The sequence below is a fragment of the Ekhidna sp. genome (assembly GCF_965221965.1).
GTDB lineage: Bacteria > Bacteroidota > Bacteroidia > Cytophagales > Cyclobacteriaceae > Ekhidna.
This window is the reverse complement of record NZ_OZ244926.1, coordinates 2537741-2555709: the sequence shown is the minus strand read 5'-3', so window position 1 is coordinate 2555709 and position 17969 is coordinate 2537741. Positions and strand designations below refer to the sequence as shown.

Below are 17969 nucleotides of genomic sequence, written 5' to 3'. Positions count from 1 at the left end.
AATAGCTTTATTGGATGTGGGACGAACTCATACCTCGTACGGCAAAAACGGATTAACGTCTCCACCATATCGATGCACTTCCCTGATAATACTTGAACTGATAGGAGCAAGCTCCGGTGAGGTAATTAAAAAGATTGTTTCCAGCTCATCATTTAGGTAGCGGTTGATTTGAGAAATGCTGTTTTCGTACTCGAAATCAGTAGTATTTCTCAATCCACGCACCATGAATTTAGCATCAAATTTTTTAGCTAATGAGGCAGTGAGTTCATCGTAAACCTCAACTTCCACCCGGCTCTCATTAGCAAAAGCCTCATTGATTTTATCCACCATCCATTCCAGCTCAAAGTAGCGCTTGTTCTTTTGCGTGTTGTGACCGATCGCAATGATCACCCGATCGAACAGGTCCAGGCTTCTCATCACAATATCAAAATGTCCTTTAGTGAATGGATCGAACGATCCCGGAAAGATAGCTGTCTTCATGTGCTTAATGTCTGTGAGCGATTTGGTGCAACTACAATCATTGGCTTAGCCGGTGCATCAGACACAAAGATACCCACTCAGCACGTCAAAGTACTGGTGATCCTCCACTTCATCATAGAGGTAGCTGAATTTAAGGAAGGAAGGCTTGGAGCCGAATGAGATATTTCGAATGTATCGTTTCAGTAGTGACATCTCTTCGGAGCTGGGTTTGATGAAGCCCCAGATGAAGACATGGCTTTCTTTTCCACTCATTCCAAGCTCATTGAATACCAGCATGATGTACTTGAGGTAATCCTCTTTTTTGCGTGCAGCAAACTGGTTGTAGTAGAGCAGTTTTTTACCTTCGGTTACGATCAAATGGAGTATGCCCCGATCTACGTATGCATACATACTTTTCTCATCAATATGATCCGCATGCTTGAATACTCCTTCGATTAAGGCACTACCCTGGTGAATGACGTGTACTTTCTTTCGCTTGTAGATGGACTCAATCCATCGGGCCAGCTTCGTTTCCGCGGCAAATACATTCACCGTATCTACAGCTATTTGCTTATAGTAATTAACCTCTTCGAAAGCGGTTTTGATTTCGCTGTTTAGTGCCAGGTAGTCGGCGGCTGATTCCTGCACAAACATATTTGCAGGGACAAGGGAAAACTTGTGCGACTTGAGACAAAGCTTCACATCCTTCCAAAAGCCGGCAGTAAGGTACTCGTGATTGTCTAATATTTCTTTGATTAGACGGAGACGGCCATTCACCGTTCGTATTCCCTGGAGGCGGTAATCCTCCAACCCCATCACTACATTATCCTGAGAGTCAACAACGGCAAACTGCAGGTCGTAAATCCCGACCTGCATGATAAGCGAGTAATGGTCAAGTTCATCAATTGTAAACTTGGTATCCTTTACTCGCTTTATCAGCTTGTATGTCGATGTTTCTTGTGCGATCAAAATATTTTACTCCCAGTTACCCGCTGTGGTCACACTGGTGCGTGAGCCAAATCGTAGCGGCTTCCTGGTATTGTATTCACTTTCTTCGTCTCTGCTAGGATCTACAGGCCGTGGGTTCTTCACCTCGATGGCATTTACGTAGAGCCCGGCTTTCAAAATTTTGTCTGCCCAAATATCAAACTTCACTGGTGGCTGACTACCTGGTACATAAGGTAGTGTAGCCAAGTCGAATTTAGGCCATCTATTGTTATTGAACAATGAATCCATTACAGGCTTGGTTCCAAGTGTGTCTATTTCCACATAGATGCTATCCTTACCGTAAGGTTGAGGGATAATCGTTTCAGTCTTTTCTGTCAGATAGAAACTTCCTGTATCTATGAAAGACAAGAGTTTGTCCCAATCGCTGGTATATTGTCCATTTACCTGCATGTAGGCAATCTCTGCTTCACGGATCATCTTTAGTTGCTCAATGATTCTAGCCTCCGCTCTTTCTATTCGCTTGGCTTCATCGATGGATGATTTGATACTGTATACTAAGAATACGGCCAATGACACCCATACCACGAGCATGACCACAGAAACAATTTTCGTTTTACTCATTGCTAAATTTCTTTTTCGCTAGGTTTTTGCAATTATAAATATTTAATGGTGATTCTTGAAGCACCGGAATACTATTAATGCTTAAAAGTAATCAAACCCCTAAGTTCTGCGATTTTATCTCTTGCATTAGCGGCATCAAACGCATTATGAATGGTGTTGCCTGGTAGCTTTTCCAGCTCGTTTGGTGAAAAAAACCGTGCTTCTGATAAAATCTGCTGTTCGAGACTTAATTCAGGGTCATTACCCAAGGCTAATTCGCCTGAAACCCGAACCACCTGAAAAAATAACTCAATTGCGTGATACTTGTTGCTAATAAATTCATTGGTGAAAAGATAATCTCCAACTTCAATGCTCAGATTGGTCTCTTCTTCAAACTCTTTTTTCAGTGTCTTTTCAATACTCTCTCCAAATTCAACCCCACCTCCGGGAGGCGACCATAGGTGACCGCCCGGACCAATGTTGTCATGTTTGAGTAAGAGGATTTGATCATTTTCAATCAATAACCCACATACACGTACCCTCACTTTTCCTTCAAATGGATTTTCGGCTTGATTTTGGTTTAACATTTGAAACAGATGTTCATTAACTTTGAATAAAGAATTACATTTTAACTAAAATACTATGAAATATCTAGCGTCATTGCTGTTGGTAGGATTTGCATTTTTTGCGACAGCACAGGAAGAAGAGGAGCCAATGACTGGCCCGAAGATTTCATTTGCAGAAAAGTCATTTGATTTTGGAGAGATCACACAAGGAGAGAAAGTGGAGCATGTCTTTGAATTTGAAAACATTGGCAATGAACCATTGATCCTTTCTGATGTGCGCACCACATGCGGTTGTACAGCTCCTGAGTGGCCAAGAGAACCAGTAGCTCCTGGTAAAACTGCTAAAATCAAAGTGGTCTTTAATAGTGCAGGAAAAATGGGCATGCAAAATAAAGTGATCACGGTGATGTCAAATGCGGTAAACAATCCTGAGCGTGTGAAAATTGTCACGAATGTGATGCCTCCGGATAATAAGTAATTTATATCAAGTTAGATGCTGAAATAAATTCAGCTTGACTTTTATGAGCGCGATCCAAAGATTGCGCTACCGATTCTGACCATATTACTACCTTCTTCCAGAGCGATTTCGTAATCTCCGCTCATTCCCATGGATAGGGTATTCATTTGAACATTAATGTGGTCAGAATTTTTTATTTCATCATAAAGAGATTTCAGGCTTTTGAATTCACGTCTAACCTGATCCAGGTCTTCTGTAAAGGTTGCCATTCCCATCAGTCCTAAAATCCTTACATTCTCCATTTCTTTCAGCTGTTCTCCATTAAGAATTTCATTCAGCTCCTCACTATCCAGGCCAAACTTGGTATCTTCTTCAGCGATATGCATCTGTAAAAGGCAATCGATGATTCGACCTGCTTTTCTCCCTTGTTTATTGATCTCTTTAAGAAGTTTGAGCGAGTCTACCCCATGAATGAGATGGACAAAATCAGCTATGTATTTCACCTTATTCCTTTGAAGGTGACCGATCATGTGCCAGCGAATATCTTTAGGTAGTTCTTCTGCCTTTTGGGTTAGCTCCTGTACTTTATTCTCTCCAAAATCCCTTTGTCCGGCCTCATAAGCCTCCAATACATCTGATGCGGGCTTGGTCTTGCTTACGGCCACCAGCGTGCAGTTATCGGGCAGACTTTCTTTTAAATCTCTTAGATGGCTTGATATTTCGGTCATTTTTATCTCTTTTACATCCCTTAAATTTGAAAACTCAAGAATAAGTTTCAATCAATTGAATGGCAATTTTAGGGACATTACTCAAGAAGGGGATCATGGTTCGGGAAAGTTTGGAGCAGTTGTATACTTCCCCACTTGATTTACAGAAGCAGGAACTCAGAAACTTACTCATCCATTGTCAGTCGACAAAGTTTGGTCAGGCCTATAAATTCGATCAGATACTCACATCATTCAAGGGAAACAGGGACCAGTTTTACGAGACCTTTAAGGAAAATATTCCCATTTTCGATTATGATAAAATCTACGATAAATGGTGGCATCTGGCCAAAGAAGGTCAGAGAGACGTTTGTTGGCCTGGAAAGATCAAATATTTCGCATTGAGTTCAGGAACCTCAGGAGCACCTTCAAAATATATTCCCATTACTCGTGAGATGGTGAAATCCATACGCAAAACCTCCATGCGTCAGATATTGACCATGAGTAAATATGATTTACCCGCCTTCCTTTTTTCTAAAGGGATTTTAATGCTGGGAGGAAGTACAGACCTGAAGAAAAGTGGTCATTATTTTGAAGGGGATCTTTCCGGAATTACCGCGGCACAGATCCCGTTTTGGTTTCAGCACTTTTATAAGCCAGGGAAGAGAATAGCGAAAACGAAAAATTGGAACGATAAGCTTGAGGAGATTGTAAAAAAAGCTCCGGATTGGGATATTGGAATCATCGTGGGGGTGCCTGCCTGGCTGCAGATCATGATGGAGAAAATCATAGAAAAATATCAGGTTGAGTCGATCCATGATATTTGGCCAAACCTGCAAATTTTTGTGCATGGTGGCGTGTCTTTTGAGCCGTATAAACGTGGGTTTGAGCGGTTGCTAAAACATCCGCTGTTTTATATGGAGACTTACCTGGCATCAGAAGGTTTCATTGCTTTTCAGGCTTACCCTAACCGCAAATCGATGAGACTGGTACTAAACAATGGTATTTTCTATGAGTTTGTCCCATTCACAGAAAGAAATTTTGACGAGGATGGAAAAATGAAACCCGATGCAAAGACACTCAAAATTGACGAAGTGGAGGAGAATAAAGAGTACGCTTTATTGATCACTACGAATGCGGGTGCCTGGAGGTATATGATAGGGGATGTGATTAAGTTCACCTCCATTGAAGAGAGCGAAATAGTGATCACTGGCAGAACGAAGTTATTTATGAGTATGTGCGGGGAGCATTTGAGTTTGGATAATATGAATAAAGCAATTGAATTGGTTGAAGAAGAGATGAAGATTGATATACGGGAATTTACGTTGTTGGGAGAACGGGCAGATAGCCTCTTTGCACACCATTGGTATATTGGAACGGATGATGAGGTAGATAAGAATCATTTAAGAGATCGGATAGATTATCATTTAATGGCTTTGAACGATGACTATAAGGTAGAGCGTAGTTCTGCCCTCAAGGAATTGAGAGTCAGTACTTTGTCTTCAAATATTTTTTATAAATGGATGGAGGAGCAGGGTAAAGTGGGGAGTCAAAATAAATTTCCCCGTGTACTTAAGAAAGAAAAAGCACAACTTTGGAAAAATTTTCTCGCTGAACAAAATCTCCCAACCAGCTAAATGCCTCCTATAATTAACGGACTGATTTTTGGCCTCATATTCATCTTTGCTTTGGGGCCTGCCTTCTTTGCGCTCATCCAAACCAGTATTCAGCAAGGGTTCAGGAAAGCGATCTTCCTGGCGGTTGGTATCTCTATTAGTGATGTGTTTTATGTGCTTATTGTCCTATTTGGGATGGCCAAGGCACTTGAAACAGATAATTTCAAGTTTTGGATCGGAATTTTTGGTGTAGTGATGTTAAGTGCTTACGGTATTTACTCATGGTTTAAAACACCAAAAGTTCATACGGAAGATAATTTAACGAGTGAGTCTAGCGGACTCAAGCAGTTTGCAAAGGGACTCCTCCTCAATGGACTGAATCCCTTTATAATCGTGACGTGGGCTACATGGGTGAGTGTGAGCGTAATCAATTTTGAGTATGGTTTTAATGAGCAAGTTCAATTTTTTGCCGGCATGCTGATTATGATATTTAGTATGGATTTGGGAAAAGCCTTTGTCGCTCACAGACTGAAGCACTTAATAACTGTCAAATTCGTAAGAAATATGAATCGCACAGTAGCCGTTATTCTTATTCTTTTTTCCCTGCAGATCGTTTATTTCCTGATAACGAATTATGCATAAAAAAAGCGCATCCCGGAGGAATGCGCTAACCTTTTAACAACCTAACTAACCTTGGTTTTACTGAATCGTAAAACCGAATATTTTTTCTTCAGAATTAGTATTTAGCACCAATGTATAAGTCCCTTCCTCTAATTCTGTTATTTCCGATAACTCTACTTTCTCGGAGTTAATCTCTTTCTCTTCTTCGTTCAAAAAGATTTTAATTTCTTCTTTTCGAGGATTAGACAACCAGATTTTGGTTCCTTTATTAAAAACGGGTTGACCGCTTTCAATTGCAATGGCAGAATCGCTGAATTCGATACCTACTTCCTGAGGTTGGTCTTCAGCCTTGGTGGTACTGTATGATACAACAAAGTTGAACGAGACCACCGAAACGAGAATTGATACAAACTTTATCATAACCTGCTTTCTTTTCTATTGTAACACAAACAACGCGAAAAACCCTCATTAAGTATGAGGGTTTTAGGCAAGTAGATGAAATGTATAGGTGAATCGACGAAATCTGTCGTTCAGGCTTTTAAGTCCTTTTTATTGAGTACCCAGGTGATAAAAGTCATGTAAATGAAGGCCCATACAACAGGGATAATCCATTCATACCATAGCGGTCCTTCTTTGATTTCCTGAAAGATGTACCTGGCGAAAGGACTCTCATAGAATTTTCCGCATAGCTTCTCTATTGAATAAATCGGGAAAAATTTGACGATTCCTTCTGTATACTCTTTTGTGAAGGGTGCAAACTCCAGGATACCGGTGATAATAGGCTCGAAAACGATGCTGTAGAGGAAGATAAGTACGATTGCAAATCCTGCTTTTTTTATTACCATAGCTACACTAAACGCAAAAAGCCCAAATACAACTAGCTGCATGAAGTAGGCAATAAGATGCTCTAAATCTGAAAAGATGTATTTCAAGTCTAACACATGCGAATATTGCAATCCGGCAATCAAACCGGATACAAAGAGTACAAGTGTACAAACTGTGGCGAGAAAGATGATGAGGGAGAGCTTTGAAAGCAAAAATTCTCTTTTACTGATTCCATCAATGATGTTCTGGCGTAGTGTATTGTAGGATAGTTCATTGTTTACGGAAACAATAATGATGAACGAAATCAGGATTTTGACAAACGATCCCAGCCAGGTGGAATTATGCCAGATGTCCGGAAAGTCATAGATAGGCAGAAGAGATGGCGAAATGCCTTCAATATCTGCTCCCTTGCTCTCTAACCACTCCAGGAAAAATACACCTCCATTGGTTATGATCAACTGCGCTAACAAATAGAGCCCAAACAGAATCCAAAAAACCCTGTAATGCTTCAGTTTAAGCCATTCTAGTGTAAATGCTCTAATCATTTTCTTTCAAGATTTTTAAGAATTCCTGTTCAAGTGATTTGGATTGAGGGACAAGTCTTTTCAACGCAATGCCCTGATCAAAACAGAATCGATTCAGATGATCGGACGTCTGTCCTTCTTTGAGGAATGCCATCAATGATCCATTTTCTCTTTCCAGCTTTTCCAGACCCTCAAATTTTTCTACTGCAGTTGTAAGCCTCTCATTATCTGTGGCGGATATTTCCACCACATTTGTTTCGCCGAGTATTTCGTGAACTGAACCTTCATGAAGTTTTACTCCTTTTCTGAGGATACAGAAGTCAGTACAAACCTTTTGTACTTCGTCCAGCAGATGGCTAGCCATAATAATGGTTTTTCCTTGTGCGGCTATGTCACGAATAAGCTGTCGAACTTCAGCAATTCCCTCAGGATCCAGGCCATTAGTGGGTTCATCGAGCATTAGCACAGGAGGATCGGATAGGAGGGCAGCAGCAAGAGAAAGTCGTTGCTTCATCCCCAAGCTATACGTTTTGAATTTATCGTTCCTGCGATCGTATAGGTTGACCTGCTTTAAGATTTGATCAATATTATCTGTCCCGCATTTTTTGATATGCGCCACAATTCTGAGGTTCTGAACGGCTGTCAGGTAGCTATAGAAACAAGGAGTTTCCAGGATAGAACCGATCTTTTGACGTGCTTCTACATTATTCATTCCCCCGAACCACTCAAAGCTTCCGCTGGTTGGTGCCACTACTTCGAGGATCATTCCAAGGGTTGTTGTTTTACCACTGCCATTTGGGCCTAGAATACCATACACCTGGCCTTCTTTGATTGTTAGATCCAGTTGATCTACGGCAGTGAGTCTACCAAATTTCTTAGTGAGTTTATTGATTTTTAAAACGCTCATTTAAATTGATCGGTTATCATTGGTAGTAAATCATTGCTTCGGAAGCTTTGTATTAATTCTGGGATTTTAGCGAAAGGAATGGATCCACGTAGGTAAAAACATAGTGCGTTACCTTCGGCCGCCATTACTCCGACATATTCATCATCTTTCCCAATTATTTTTAGGTGTTGTTTTCCGTACAGGGTGATATACTCCTCATACCCTTCACTTTCGTATTCATCTAAGAAATCACCATAGGTCTTGGTGGCAATGGTGGCTGAGTCCAATGTGTAAATCAATACTTTCTCAATATCATTAACCAGTTCATTGAAGGTGGGATCTTGTGAGACATTGACCATTCGCAATGTACTTGGATAGAGGCAGAGGGGATTCATCCATCGAGTGGGTCTGCGTGGTTCTGCAAAGTCTTTAATGATGGATTCCTGGGCATGTGTTTGGGCACATAGGGATAATAGCAGAATAAATAGTAGTGATAGTTTTTTCATGTAAGTGCAAAATAAAGGGCAGGATTGGAAAGTCCGCACCTGCCCCGTCAACTAACTGTCTTTAATCGATTGCTTTGTCAATATTTTCCAGATATTTAAGCTGGTTGACACGCATCAGGCTAGCCAACTTGGAGATTTGCTTGAGGTCTATTTCTCCATAAATGCTGACCATGGCGAATTTCTCTTTGCCTCCGGCTACAAGAATCAATTCTTCAATGATTCCACCTTTTTCACGAATGGAGATTTTCACATTTTCTTCAGCATCTTTCACAGTCATCAATTCTTCAAAGCCTGCTTTTTCTACATCAGAAACGGCTCCATCATACATTTCCTTCGGACTTGAAACCTTTTCACTGGCGATCACTTTCATGCCTTTTAGCTTACTGGTGATATCATAGAAAAGCTTTTCATCTTCTTCACTTCCTTCCATTTCGGAGAAAAGTGAAAACATTTTGCTGCTGACAGACACCTTGGTAAAGGTCTCGTCACTTTCATATTTATCCATGTATTTGCTTACCACTTGCTGACTGAATGCCAGGCTGGTGATGGATAAAATCATTACTGTTAATACAAACTTTTTCATTGGTATATTTTTTTTATGGTCTTAAATCGAAGGTTTTGGTTTTCTGACTTTTGAAAGTCCATCAGGAGTCTTCCTGAAGTTCTTCTTGTGCTTTGTTAAACTTGGAAAGCTCCAGGGTATGATTTTTTCCTTCTTTTAGCTCCCCGCTGATCATCATCAAAGCGTTTTTAGTCGCTTCAAATGCTTTCTCAGGATCCTCTATCGCAAATGGGTCTTTCTTGGCATCATTGAAAACCAAAGCTGCTGTGATAACTCCAATTGTGACAGTGGCTGCCGCAGAAATCCAGGCTCGCTTTCTGTTGATTCCCTTGGAACCTACGTACTTCACCTGTTTTTCTTTGGCGAGGTATCTGAAATAGTGACCTTCATTGGTGAGCGCAGGGTTTGATTTGAAGTGAGATTTAATCACTTTCTCTTCTTCCAGGCTGGTTTCACCGTTCCAGTACTTTTCCAGTAGTTTATCAATTTGCGATCCCATATGCGTCTATTTTTTGCATGGCTTCTTTCACTTTTTTTCGGGCTCGGTGAATGTTGACTTTTACATCACTTTCGGTGAGTCCGCACGTTTCAGCTATATCCTGATAGCTCATGTCTTCCACTTCACGAAGGTGGAAAACCTCCTGCTGCTTCTCCGGTAACTCTTTTAAAACCTCCTTCATCAGCGACATAAAGTCATTGGTGATGGCCTGGTTTTCTACCGGATCAGAATGTCTCATATTCACCACTTTCTCGTCCAGGTCTGCATATCTGTTTCTGCGCATGATCTCGATGCATCGGTTTCGGACGATACGAAAAGCCCACGCGTTGACTTTTTCTACTTTGTCCAGATCCTTGCGAATACTCCAGATTTTCGTGAGGCAGTCCTGCACGACATCCCTCGCCGTTTCCGGTTCACGTACAATCGATAACGCGTATCGGTACATGCCGTCACTGGCAGGAAGGATTTCTTTATGGTATAGATTGTGTGACATTCAGCAAGTAGATGTGGAAGCTAAATGAAAAGTTACAGGAAGGATGAAAAAAATAAAATTTCTTATTGAGCTAACTACTTCCTCTTTCTTCTTTTCCTCACCCAATATCCAACGAGAAGAAAAACTACCAGAATAGGAATCAAGTACCATCCCTTCCATTCGCTGGCATATTCAAGTGGTTCCGGATCTTCAAGGACGGAAATAAACAAATTCAACAAATACATTGAAATTAGCTTCATAACCATTGAATATAGGGAATTGGAGGCCCGATCCCAAATTACACTAGTCTGTCAGCACATTCGTCACAAATGTCGATTTGGACAGAAGCCATAGCAGGAAGAAAATAGCTGCCCATTTTAGGTAGACGTAATAGAAATCTGTCGTGTCTTTATAGCGTGTTTCTTTGATCTCTGCTTTCTCCAATCGGTCTATTTCATCAAATACCTGAACCAACGCTTCCTTATCTGAAACACGGTAAAACTTTCCATTACCAATTTTTGCGATTTCTCTTAGTGTAGTCTCATCAAAAGTATTTTCTACCATTCGTGGACGTCCAAAGAAGTCTGTGCCAAAGGGTACTTTTCCTTCACGACCAATGGCGATTACATACATTTTGATGTTGTAAGCATTCGCCAAATTGGCTGCAGTGATGGGGTCAACATTTCCGGCGGTGTTGTCTCCGTCGCTGAGGAGGATCATCACTTTAGACTCAGACTCGGATTCCCTGAGAAAATTTATTCCAGAGGTAATGGCATTTCCGATCGCCGTACCTCGGCTTTCGATTTTATCAAAATCAATATCCTCAATCAGTTCATATAACAATCCATAATCTGTAGTCAGCGGGCAGGAGGGAAGGGCATCCCCGGAAAAAATTACTAAACCTATTCGATCCTGAAACCGGCCGGACACAAAGTTTCTTGCCACCTCCTTAGCTGCCTCTAAACGATTGGGAAGGAAATCCATGATTTGCATGGATTCAGAGATATCTATATTCAGTACAATATCAATTCCTTCGCTCCATTGCTCTACCTGCTCATTTGTTGTCTGAGGTCTTGCCAGACTTGTCATGATCAGGAGTAAACTGATTACAAAGAAAATCGGTGGAATAAAACGTAGATAAGTGATAGGGTCACTCTTCAGGTCTTTTTTAGTAAGAGCTACCGGAAGCTTTTGGCTGAACTGATTGACGATCAGCCATCTGAGAATGAAAATGAAAGGAATAATCAGCATGGCATAAAACCACAATGGATTACCCCAATCAAAACTTTGAAGTTTTTCAGGAGTAAACCACTCCAAAGAGAACCAGTTTGCTACTTTACTTTCCATCTTTGATCTCCTCTACTTTCGTTGAATACCTGTCCTGAGTAAATTCATCAATTTGCTGAAAATCCTGAAAGACATTCTCCTGGACTCTTTTCCCATACACCACACGGTCAATGGACTTCAAAGGTTTGTCTAATTCCTTTGCAAAATCATAACTGAGAATTTCTTTGGTGGTCATCACAGAGAAAGGCACTTTGTCTAGTCGTTGCTGATAGTTTTTCCAAAAAACCAAAGCCCTTTCTGCCAGCTCTGGTTCAGGATCTACTTTCAGCTTTGTGATGTAACTATTGAAAACCTCTGAGAATTGCTCATACTGCATTCTCAGTCTCCTCAGTTTCAACCACTTCAAAATTCGCTTACCAAAAATCAGGAGAAGAATGATGATAAGAACCGCAAGCCCTCCCAGGATGTAGTACATCAACGGGTAATTGAACTGACGATCTACTGCCTGATAATCGAGGTTGGTTTTCAACTTTGTTGAATCAGTGACAACTGGGGCGAGCTCAGTAAGAAAAATGGAGTCAAGTGGTGTTTCCATTACTATAGAGTCGGTCCCATTGAGGATTATTGCCGGAAGTTTAAGGTATTGAACCTGATCAATTTCAAATGATTGGATGGTGTAAACCGTAGAATCGTATGCAAGCCCGCCCTTGATTTTTGTGGGAAAATAGGTCTTGTCACTGAACTCGAATGGACTGAATGTATACAGACTATCCGGGAATACCATCTCTAAATCCGGAGGGTAGGAGGAAGCTATCCAGAAATTAACATCCTGCCCGATGAGAAGACTATCTTCTATAAATCCTCCACGTACGGTTATTTCCTGTGCATTCAAATGAATGGTGCACACAAAGACAATGATTGCAAGCCAGCCTTTACCTTGTCCTTCTCGCATTGCTTCGGTTTCTGTGTCTGAAAAGTTTAATGAGTTTTGGTACATAATCATCTTCCGTACCGATAGAAATGTAGTTTACGTCATTTCTTTTGCAGAATTCTTCAAGTGATTCCTTATTCTTTCCATGTGTTTTTTCTACTGCGTTTTTGAATTCGCTGGAGGAGGTATTCAGCCATACGGTTTTGCCAGATTCTTTTTCGTAAAGCGGGACAATTCCAAGGTGAGGTATTGCTGACTCTCGTCGGTCTGAGATGTGAACCACAACCAGGTCATGCTTTCTGGCCAGCCCCCTCATGGAATGGGTAAAGTTCTCATCGATAAAATCCGAGATGATAAAGACAATTGTCTTCTTGTTAAGTAGGTTCAATGTGTATTTTATCCCTCCATCCAGATCGGTTTTACGGGATTTAGGTTTCAAAGAGAACATACGATTAATGATTTCATACGCATGCTTCATCGTTTTGCTAGGCTTTACATAATCTTCCACCTGGTCTGAGTATGCCAGCAAACCAACCTTACTTCCCTCACGAATGGCTGAAAGCGCCAGTAATCCAGCCATTTCTTTGGCAAGATCTATTTTTTGTCGATTGTCTTTCCCAATTTCCTGTGAGGCCGAAACATCTAACAGGAAAAAAACCGTTTGCTCTTTTTCCTCAATAAACGTTTTCATGAAAGTTCCATGACCTTTTGCGGTCACGCGCCAGTCAATGTTTCGTACATCATCACCCCACTGGTAAGGACGCACATCATCAAACTCCAAACCAGAGCCTTTGAAAATGGAATGGAAATCTCCCTGCATTTGCGAGTTGATCGCCTTGCGAATGCGGATTTCGTATCTCCTGAGTCGTTTTAGGATGTCCTTGTTCATTGAGTTCTTTGCTTTATCAAGTTTGGCATTAATATGGCATCATTGATAATTGCAACGTATTGTATGATCTTTGTATTTGATCAAACAATTCTTTGACCTTCAAAATTATATTTTCACGAATTCTTAGACTGTTTTGAGAAACATTTTTTTAACCGTTCTTGTAATACTTTGCTATTGTTCAGGTCCCGAAATACCAAAAGACCTGATCGGAAAGGAAAAAATGGTCCAGGTAATGATGGAAGTTCATTTGCTTGAAGCCAAAATAAACAATGTACCAATTGATCCCAAGGATAGCACGCAGGCTGTTTATGATCATTACGAAAAGCTCCTTTTCGAAGATTTGGGTATTACACAGGACCAATATGAGCGAAGCTTCAACTACTATGTGGATCACCCTGCCGATTTTGAAAAAATTTACATTACCGTAGTTGATTCATTGATGGCCCGAGAGAGTAAATTCAAATAAGTGAGAGTCTATCCGAAGGATATTGAGGAAAAGCTGGGTTTTGACCTAATAAGAGATCACCTGATTAGATTTTGCCAAAGTACTCGAGGAGAGGACCTGGCCAGGAAAGCTAAACCTACAGACAAGTATGAAGTGCTTGTTAAATGGCTAAGTCAGGCTAAAGAAATGATTCGTCTGAAGGGTAGCTCTGAGGAAAAAGTATCGTTTGAGTTTCCGGATATTGATGACTATCTAACGCAGGTGAAGGTTCCCGGGTCGTTTCTCAATCCCGAGGATTTTCACGATCTCAAGAGGGGCGTTAATACGCTTACTTCATGGATACGGTTCTTTCAAAAGAAAGGCAGTGAGTATCCGGAGCTTATGGCTTTGTCGAGTCATATCGAAATAGACCCGAATCTCTCCATTCATATTGATAAAACGATTGATGATCGTGGGGAGGTCAAAGACTCTGCTTCAAGCGAACTCGCTGAAATCCGATCTAAGATTTCCAGGTCAGAGCGAGCCGTTCGATCGGCCATTCAGAAAATATTAAAGAAAGCCAAAGATGATCAGTTTACTGAGGAGGATAGTACTCTTACAGTGCGTGATGGACGATTGGTGATTCCTGTAAAAGCAGAGCATAAAAAACGAATTCAGGGGTTTGTGCATGATGAATCTGCAACAGGTCAGACCGTCTACCTGGAGCCAGGTGAGGTGCTGGAGTTAAATAATCAGGTACAGGAGTTGAAATATGCAGAGAAGCGAGAGATCATCCGTATTCTGATTGCCTTGTCAGATCATGTGAGAGCCAACCTGAAGGATTTGAAGAATGGTTCGGCTTTACTTGAGAAGCTGGATTTCATCCATGCCAAATCAATATTGGCAGACTATATCAATGGAGTTGTCCCCGAGGTGAAGAAGTCCACGTCGTTTTCACTGGTTAATGCTGTTCATCCCTTGCTATACCTTTCACACAAAGGGAGTGGTAAGCCAGTGATTCCAATGAATCTTACCTTGGATCACGAGAAACGAATACTAATCATCTCCGGTCCGAATGCAGGAGGGAAGTCGGTTGCTTTAAAAACAGTGGGTTTGCTTCAATTTATGTTGCAAACAGGATTGCCAGTTTCTGTAGGTGAAGAAAGCAAAATGGGACTATTCTCTTCTGTTTTTATTGATATTGGAGACACGCAATCCATAGAGGACGACCTGAGTACCTACAGTTCGCATTTGACATCTATGAAGTATTTCCTTCAGCATACAGATAAGAGATCCATCTTTTTGATTGATGAGTTTGGGAAGGGGACAGAACCGCAATTTGGAGGTGCGATTGCAGAGTCGGTACTTCATGAGTTAAACAAGAAACGAGCTTTCGGAGTGATCACCACCCACTATCAGAACCTGAAGAAAATCGGTGACGAAACACCCGGTCTTGTTAATGGTGCGATGAAATATGATTTGGATGCTTTAGAGCCTCTCTTTGAACTGGAGGTAGGAAAGCCGGGAAGCTCATTTGCTTTTGAAATAGCCGGCAAAATCGGATTGCCTCAGAATATTATTGAATCTGCCAGGAAGAAAATAGGAAGTTCTCATGTGGCATACGATCAGCTTCTCAATCAGCTGGAAAAAGAAAAGTCCAAATATGAAAAGCTGACGAAGAAACTCGAGAAAGATCAGGGAGATATAATTAAGGTCCGAAAAGACTATGAGGATCTTAGGTCCATGTTGGATGAGGATAAAAAACGAATCATCAAAGAGGCCAAGCAAGAGGCCAAACAAATTCTGGAAAATGCAAATAAGGATGTGGAGCGTGTTATTCGTGAGATCAAAGAAAGCAAAGCCTCGAAGGAACGAACAAAAGCAGCGAGAGAAAAACTTGAACAAAAGAAGGGCCACTATGAGGAAAAGGTATCCAAAAAGTCTCCTGCCCTGAAAGAGGGAGATGTGGTAAAAGTGGTCGGGCAAGAAACCACCGGCACCATCCAAAAGCTGAAAGGGAAGCAAGCAGAGGTGCTTTTTGGATCACTTAAATCCATTATCTCAACGGATAAACTTCAAAAGGCAGATCAGGCACCTCAAGTCAGCTATCAGAAAAAGGTGAAAAAGCTGGGGATTGATATTTCCAATAAAATGGCCAATTTCAATCATGAAATAAGTATTCGAGGCATGCGTGCGGATGAAGCCATGAATAGGGTAGAATCTTTTATAGATGAGGCCCTCTTGGTGGGCGTTGATGAGATTAAAATTGTTCACGGAAAAGGTCATGGGGTTCTTAGAGAAATAGTTAGAAATGTGACGAAGGGTCATCCTGGCATTGCAAGTGTAGAGGACGAACATGCGGATCGGGGAGGAGCGGGAATTTCCATAATTAAACTGCAATAATGGATTTCACCCGGCATCAACTTGCACTCCGAAATGGGAATGACAGAGAGGAGATCTGGATTGCTTATCGGGGGATTATTTATGATGTTACACATTCCAAATTGTGGCGAAACGGGAAGCATTATGAGCACTGGGCCGGACAAGATTTAACCGATGAATTACAGGATGCACCGCACGATACAAAAGTTTTTGAGAAATTGCAGGTTGTAGGCCGACTGGTATGAAAATTATAGAATCAGGTATAAAGGATGTTAAAGCACACGAAAGTGTGAAAGTGGTGATGCCATCCAATTTGTATGGATGTGAACTGGCTGAGCATGTGTTTGTCGGGCCTTTTGTCGAAATACAGAAGAATGTAAAGATTGGCTCCCGCACTAAGGTTCAATCTCACTCTTTTATTTGTGAATTGGTAACCATTGGAGAAGATTGCTTCATCGGTCATGGAGTAATGTTCATTAACGATGTATTTGCTTCTGGTGGACCGGCAGGAGGAGATTCTTCCAAATGGAAGCCAACAACAATTGGAAATCATGTGTCTATCGGTTCCAATGCTACTATTATGCCGGTGGATATTTGTGAAAATGTAGTTATCGGCGCAGGGTCCGTTGTGACGAAAGACATCAACGAGCCTGGGATTTATGTGGGCAACCCAGCCAAAAAGCTAAGAGATTTATGAGTATTCCGTTTGTGGATTTAAAGGCTCAGTACGAGTCGATAAAAGAAGAGGTTGATGCGGCTATTGCTTCTGTCATAGAGCAGACTGCTTTCATTGGCGGAGAAGCAATAAAGCAATTTGAAGGAGATTTTGCTGAGTACATTGGGGCAAAACATTGCGTAGGGGTTGCAAATGGAACAGATGCCATCGAGATAGCTCTAAAAGCGATAGGTGTGGGAGCTGGCGATGAAGTGATCGTGCCGGCGTTAACCTGGATCAGTACGGCAGGAGCGGTGAATAACGTTGGTGCAGAGCCGGTATTTGTGGATGTTCTGGAAGATGAGCGCACAATCAATCCAGACCTGATCGAAGAAAGGATTACAGATAAAACAAAGGCCATAATCCCTGTTCATTTTTATGGACTTCCTGCACGGATGGATCAAATCATGACCATAGCAAAAAAGCACAATCTTAAAGTTCTTGAAGATAGTGCACAAGCCCATGGTGCTGAGATCAATGGCAGGAGAGTGGGTACGATAGGTGATATCGCAACCTTTTCTTTTTATCCCGGCAAAAACCTTGGAGCTTATGGAGATGCCGGGGCAATTCTGACAAAGGATGATAAACTTGCAGAAACGTGCCGAATGCTTTCCAACCATGGTCAACTTTCCAAACACGACCATCGGGTTATCGGAAGAAACAGTCGGTTGGACACCATTCAGGCTGCCATTTTAAAGGCTAAACTTCCTCACCTTGAAAGATGGACGGAGGCACGTATTCAGGTGGCAAAATGGTATAGTGATCGACTGGATAAAGTTACTACTCCGGTCACTCCAAAAAATATGAGACATGTCTTTCACCTCTATGTCATTCAGTCTGTGAAGCGGGATGAGTTGATGAACAAATTGAAGGAGGTGAATATCGGATGTGCGTTACATTATCCAACTCCATTGCCTCATTTGAAAAGTTACGAATATCAAAACCATCGGTTAGGCGCCTTCCCTGTAGCGGAAAAACTTTGTAATGAAATTCTATCCCTTCCAATATTTCCAGAGCTTAGTGAGGAGGAAGTAGATTGGGTGTGTGAGATTATTAATGAGATATAAATACTATTTTTTCGAGTTAACCTATAATA

24 protein-coding genes are annotated in these 17969 nt (G+C 41.3%); 8 read left to right on the top strand and 16 right to left on the bottom strand.

Annotation, left to right across the window (positions count from 1 at the left end):
* Positions 1-27 precede the first annotated feature (27 nt).
* From coaD to ACOQON_RS12055, 4 genes are all read right to left on the bottom strand, one after another.
* On the bottom strand, positions 28-480 hold the full coding sequence (gene coaD, locus ACOQON_RS12070; RefSeq protein ID WP_420575672.1) for a pantetheine-phosphate adenylyltransferase: 453 nt from the start codon (positions 478-480) through the stop codon (positions 28-30).
* Between the two features lie 57 nt (positions 481-537).
* Positions 538-1428 (bottom strand): DUF3822 family protein, encoded by an 891-nt coding sequence (locus tag ACOQON_RS12065; RefSeq protein WP_420575671.1) that lies wholly within the window; start codon positions 1426-1428, stop codon positions 538-540.
* Positions 1429-1434: 6 nt separating this feature from the next.
* Complete coding sequence (locus ACOQON_RS12060) at positions 1435-2028, bottom strand: hypothetical protein (protein ID WP_420575670.1); 594 nt, start codon at positions 2026-2028, stop codon at positions 1435-1437.
* Between the two features lie 74 nt (positions 2029-2102).
* Entirely contained in the window at positions 2103-2594 is a 492-nt protein-coding gene (locus tag ACOQON_RS12055) for an NUDIX domain-containing protein (protein ID WP_420575669.1), read from the bottom strand.
* Positions 2595-2649: 55 nt separating this feature from the next.
* On the opposite strand from ACOQON_RS12055, the gene ACOQON_RS12050 reads away from it, so the two are divergent.
* On the top strand, positions 2650-3051 hold the full coding sequence (locus tag ACOQON_RS12050; protein WP_420575668.1) for a DUF1573 domain-containing protein: 402 nt from the start codon (positions 2650-2652) through the stop codon (positions 3049-3051).
* Positions 3052-3092: 41 nt separating this feature from the next.
* On the opposite strand, the gene ACOQON_RS12045 is transcribed toward ACOQON_RS12050, so the two are convergent.
* A complete protein-coding gene (locus ACOQON_RS12045; protein WP_420575667.1) occupies positions 3093-3758 on the bottom strand; it encodes a YggS family pyridoxal phosphate-dependent enzyme in 666 nt (221 codons plus the stop codon).
* 59 nt (positions 3759-3817) lie between these two features.
* Here ACOQON_RS12045 and ACOQON_RS12040 point away from each other — a divergent pair, with 59 nt between their 5' ends.
* Both ACOQON_RS12040 and ACOQON_RS12035 read left to right on the top strand, forming a co-directional pair.
* Positions 3818-5371 carry a GH3 family domain-containing protein gene (locus ACOQON_RS12040; protein ID WP_420575666.1) on the top strand — a complete coding sequence of 518 codons (1554 nt, stop codon included), beginning with the start codon at positions 3818-3820 and terminating at the stop codon, positions 5369-5371.
* Complete coding sequence (locus tag ACOQON_RS12035) at positions 5372-5992, top strand: LysE family translocator (RefSeq protein ID WP_420575665.1); 621 nt, start codon at positions 5372-5374, stop codon at positions 5990-5992.
* A 57-nt stretch (positions 5993-6049) separates the two neighbouring features.
* Here the strand turns inward: ACOQON_RS12035 and ACOQON_RS12030 are convergent, their stop codons facing one another.
* From ACOQON_RS12030 to ACOQON_RS11980, 11 genes are all read right to left on the bottom strand, one after another.
* Entirely contained in the window at positions 6050-6391 is a 342-nt protein-coding gene (locus ACOQON_RS12030) for a hypothetical protein (protein WP_420575664.1), read from the bottom strand.
* 110 nt (positions 6392-6501) lie between these two features.
* Positions 6502-7341, bottom strand: a complete 840-nt coding sequence (locus ACOQON_RS12025) for an ABC transporter permease (RefSeq protein ID WP_420575663.1) — start codon at positions 7339-7341, stop codon at positions 6502-6504.
* Positions 7334-8227: an ABC transporter ATP-binding protein gene (locus ACOQON_RS12020; protein ID WP_420575662.1), complete on the bottom strand. Its 894-nt coding sequence runs from the start codon at positions 8225-8227 to the stop codon at positions 7334-7336. Before ACOQON_RS12020 ends, ACOQON_RS12025 begins: the two co-directional genes overlap by 8 nt.
* The gene (locus ACOQON_RS12015; RefSeq protein WP_420575661.1) at positions 8224-8712 is read right to left on the bottom strand and encodes a hypothetical protein; all 489 of its coding nucleotides are present in this window, start codon (positions 8710-8712) and stop codon (positions 8224-8226) included. The genes ACOQON_RS12020 and ACOQON_RS12015 overlap by 4 nt, the downstream gene beginning before the upstream one ends.
* Before the next feature lie 61 nt (positions 8713-8773).
* Positions 8774-9295 (bottom strand): DUF4252 domain-containing protein, encoded by a 522-nt coding sequence (locus tag ACOQON_RS12010; protein WP_420575660.1) that lies wholly within the window; start codon positions 9293-9295, stop codon positions 8774-8776.
* A 61-nt stretch (positions 9296-9356) separates the two neighbouring features.
* Positions 9357-9773: a hypothetical protein gene (locus tag ACOQON_RS12005; RefSeq protein ID WP_420575659.1), complete on the bottom strand. Its 417-nt coding sequence runs from the start codon at positions 9771-9773 to the stop codon at positions 9357-9359.
* Positions 9757-10266, bottom strand: coding sequence for an RNA polymerase sigma factor (locus ACOQON_RS12000; RefSeq protein WP_420575658.1), 510 nt, complete (start codon positions 10264-10266; stop codon positions 9757-9759). The genes ACOQON_RS12005 and ACOQON_RS12000 overlap by 17 nt, the downstream gene beginning before the upstream one ends.
* Positions 10267-10340: 74 nt before the next feature.
* Complete coding sequence (locus ACOQON_RS11995) at positions 10341-10505, bottom strand: hypothetical protein (protein ID WP_420575657.1); 165 nt, start codon at positions 10503-10505, stop codon at positions 10341-10343.
* 43 nt (positions 10506-10548) lie between these two features.
* Positions 10549-11592, bottom strand: a complete 1044-nt coding sequence (locus ACOQON_RS11990; RefSeq protein ID WP_420575656.1) for a VWA domain-containing protein — start codon at positions 11590-11592, stop codon at positions 10549-10551.
* Positions 11582-12484, bottom strand: a complete 903-nt coding sequence (locus ACOQON_RS11985) for a hypothetical protein (protein ID WP_420575655.1) — start codon at positions 12482-12484, stop codon at positions 11582-11584. The genes ACOQON_RS11990 and ACOQON_RS11985 overlap by 11 nt, the downstream gene beginning before the upstream one ends.
* The gene (locus ACOQON_RS11980) at positions 12465-13352 is read right to left on the bottom strand and encodes a DUF58 domain-containing protein (RefSeq protein WP_420575654.1); all 888 of its coding nucleotides are present in this window, start codon (positions 13350-13352) and stop codon (positions 12465-12467) included. The genes ACOQON_RS11985 and ACOQON_RS11980 overlap by 20 nt, the downstream gene beginning before the upstream one ends.
* Positions 13353-13485: 133 nt before the next feature.
* Here ACOQON_RS11980 and ACOQON_RS11975 point away from each other — a divergent pair, with 133 nt between their 5' ends.
* The 5 genes from ACOQON_RS11975 to ACOQON_RS11955 are packed head-to-tail and all read left to right on the top strand — an operon-like array spanning position 13486 to position 17940.
* The gene (locus ACOQON_RS11975) at positions 13486-13818 is read left to right on the top strand and encodes a DUF4296 domain-containing protein (protein WP_420575653.1); all 333 of its coding nucleotides are present in this window, start codon (positions 13486-13488) and stop codon (positions 13816-13818) included.
* A complete protein-coding gene (locus ACOQON_RS11970; protein WP_420575652.1) occupies positions 13819-16179 on the top strand; it encodes an endonuclease MutS2 in 2361 nt (786 codons plus the stop codon).
* Positions 16179-16403: a cytochrome b5 domain-containing protein gene (locus ACOQON_RS11965; protein ID WP_420575651.1), complete on the top strand. Its 225-nt coding sequence runs from the start codon at positions 16179-16181 to the stop codon at positions 16401-16403. The genes ACOQON_RS11970 and ACOQON_RS11965 overlap by 1 nt, the downstream gene beginning before the upstream one ends.
* Positions 16400-16855 (top strand): acyltransferase, encoded by a 456-nt coding sequence (locus ACOQON_RS11960; RefSeq protein ID WP_420575650.1) that lies wholly within the window; start codon positions 16400-16402, stop codon positions 16853-16855. The genes ACOQON_RS11965 and ACOQON_RS11960 overlap by 4 nt, the downstream gene beginning before the upstream one ends.
* On the top strand, positions 16852-17940 hold the full coding sequence (locus tag ACOQON_RS11955; protein ID WP_420575649.1) for a DegT/DnrJ/EryC1/StrS family aminotransferase: 1089 nt from the start codon (positions 16852-16854) through the stop codon (positions 17938-17940). The genes ACOQON_RS11960 and ACOQON_RS11955 overlap by 4 nt, the downstream gene beginning before the upstream one ends.
* Positions 17941-17969 lie beyond the last annotated feature (29 nt).

Coding starts and splice junctions, on each gene's coding strand:
- ACOQON_RS11960 (WP_420575650.1), top strand. CDS start 16,400: ATGAAAATTATAGAATCAGGTATAAAGGATGTTAAAGCACACGAAAGT.
- ACOQON_RS12045 (WP_420575667.1), bottom strand. CDS start 3,758: ATGACCGAAATATCAAGCCATCTAAGAGATTTAAAAGAAAGTCTGCCC.
- ACOQON_RS11990 (WP_420575656.1), bottom strand. CDS start 11,592: ATGGAAAGTAAAGTAGCAAACTGGTTCTCTTTGGAGTGGTTTACTCCT.
- ACOQON_RS12020 (WP_420575662.1), bottom strand. CDS start 8,227: ATGAGCGTTTTAAAAATCAATAAACTCACTAAGAAATTTGGTAGACTC.
- ACOQON_RS12040 (WP_420575666.1), top strand. CDS start 3,818: ATGGCAATTTTAGGGACATTACTCAAGAAGGGGATCATGGTTCGGGAA.
- ACOQON_RS12060 (WP_420575670.1), bottom strand. CDS start 2,028: ATGAGTAAAACGAAAATTGTTTCTGTGGTCATGCTCGTGGTATGGGTG.
- ACOQON_RS12030 (WP_420575664.1), bottom strand. CDS start 6,391: ATGATAAAGTTTGTATCAATTCTCGTTTCGGTGGTCTCGTTCAACTTT.
- ACOQON_RS11985 (WP_420575655.1), bottom strand. CDS start 12,484: ATGCGAGAAGGACAAGGTAAAGGCTGGCTTGCAATCATTGTCTTTGTG.
- ACOQON_RS12025 (WP_420575663.1), bottom strand. CDS start 7,341: ATGATTAGAGCATTTACACTAGAATGGCTTAAACTGAAGCATTACAGG.
- ACOQON_RS12055 (WP_420575669.1), bottom strand. CDS start 2,594: ATGTTAAACCAAAATCAAGCCGAAAATCCATTTGAAGGAAAAGTGAGG.
- ACOQON_RS11965 (WP_420575651.1), top strand. CDS start 16,179: ATGGATTTCACCCGGCATCAACTTGCACTCCGAAATGGGAATGACAGA.
- coaD (WP_420575672.1), bottom strand. CDS start 480: ATGAAGACAGCTATCTTTCCGGGATCGTTCGATCCATTCACTAAAGGA.
- ACOQON_RS12035 (WP_420575665.1), top strand. CDS start 5,372: ATGCCTCCTATAATTAACGGACTGATTTTTGGCCTCATATTCATCTTT.
- ACOQON_RS12050 (WP_420575668.1), top strand. CDS start 2,650: ATGAAATATCTAGCGTCATTGCTGTTGGTAGGATTTGCATTTTTTGCG.
- ACOQON_RS12010 (WP_420575660.1), bottom strand. CDS start 9,295: ATGAAAAAGTTTGTATTAACAGTAATGATTTTATCCATCACCAGCCTG.
- ACOQON_RS11980 (WP_420575654.1), bottom strand. CDS start 13,352: ATGAACAAGGACATCCTAAAACGACTCAGGAGATACGAAATCCGCATT.
- ACOQON_RS11995 (WP_420575657.1), bottom strand. CDS start 10,505: ATGAAGCTAATTTCAATGTATTTGTTGAATTTGTTTATTTCCGTCCTT.
- ACOQON_RS12005 (WP_420575659.1), bottom strand. CDS start 9,773: ATGGGATCGCAAATTGATAAACTACTGGAAAAGTACTGGAACGGTGAA.
- ACOQON_RS11955 (WP_420575649.1), top strand. CDS start 16,852: ATGAGTATTCCGTTTGTGGATTTAAAGGCTCAGTACGAGTCGATAAAA.
- ACOQON_RS12000 (WP_420575658.1), bottom strand. CDS start 10,266: ATGTCACACAATCTATACCATAAAGAAATCCTTCCTGCCAGTGACGGC.
- ACOQON_RS12015 (WP_420575661.1), bottom strand. CDS start 8,712: ATGAAAAAACTATCACTACTATTTATTCTGCTATTATCCCTATGTGCC.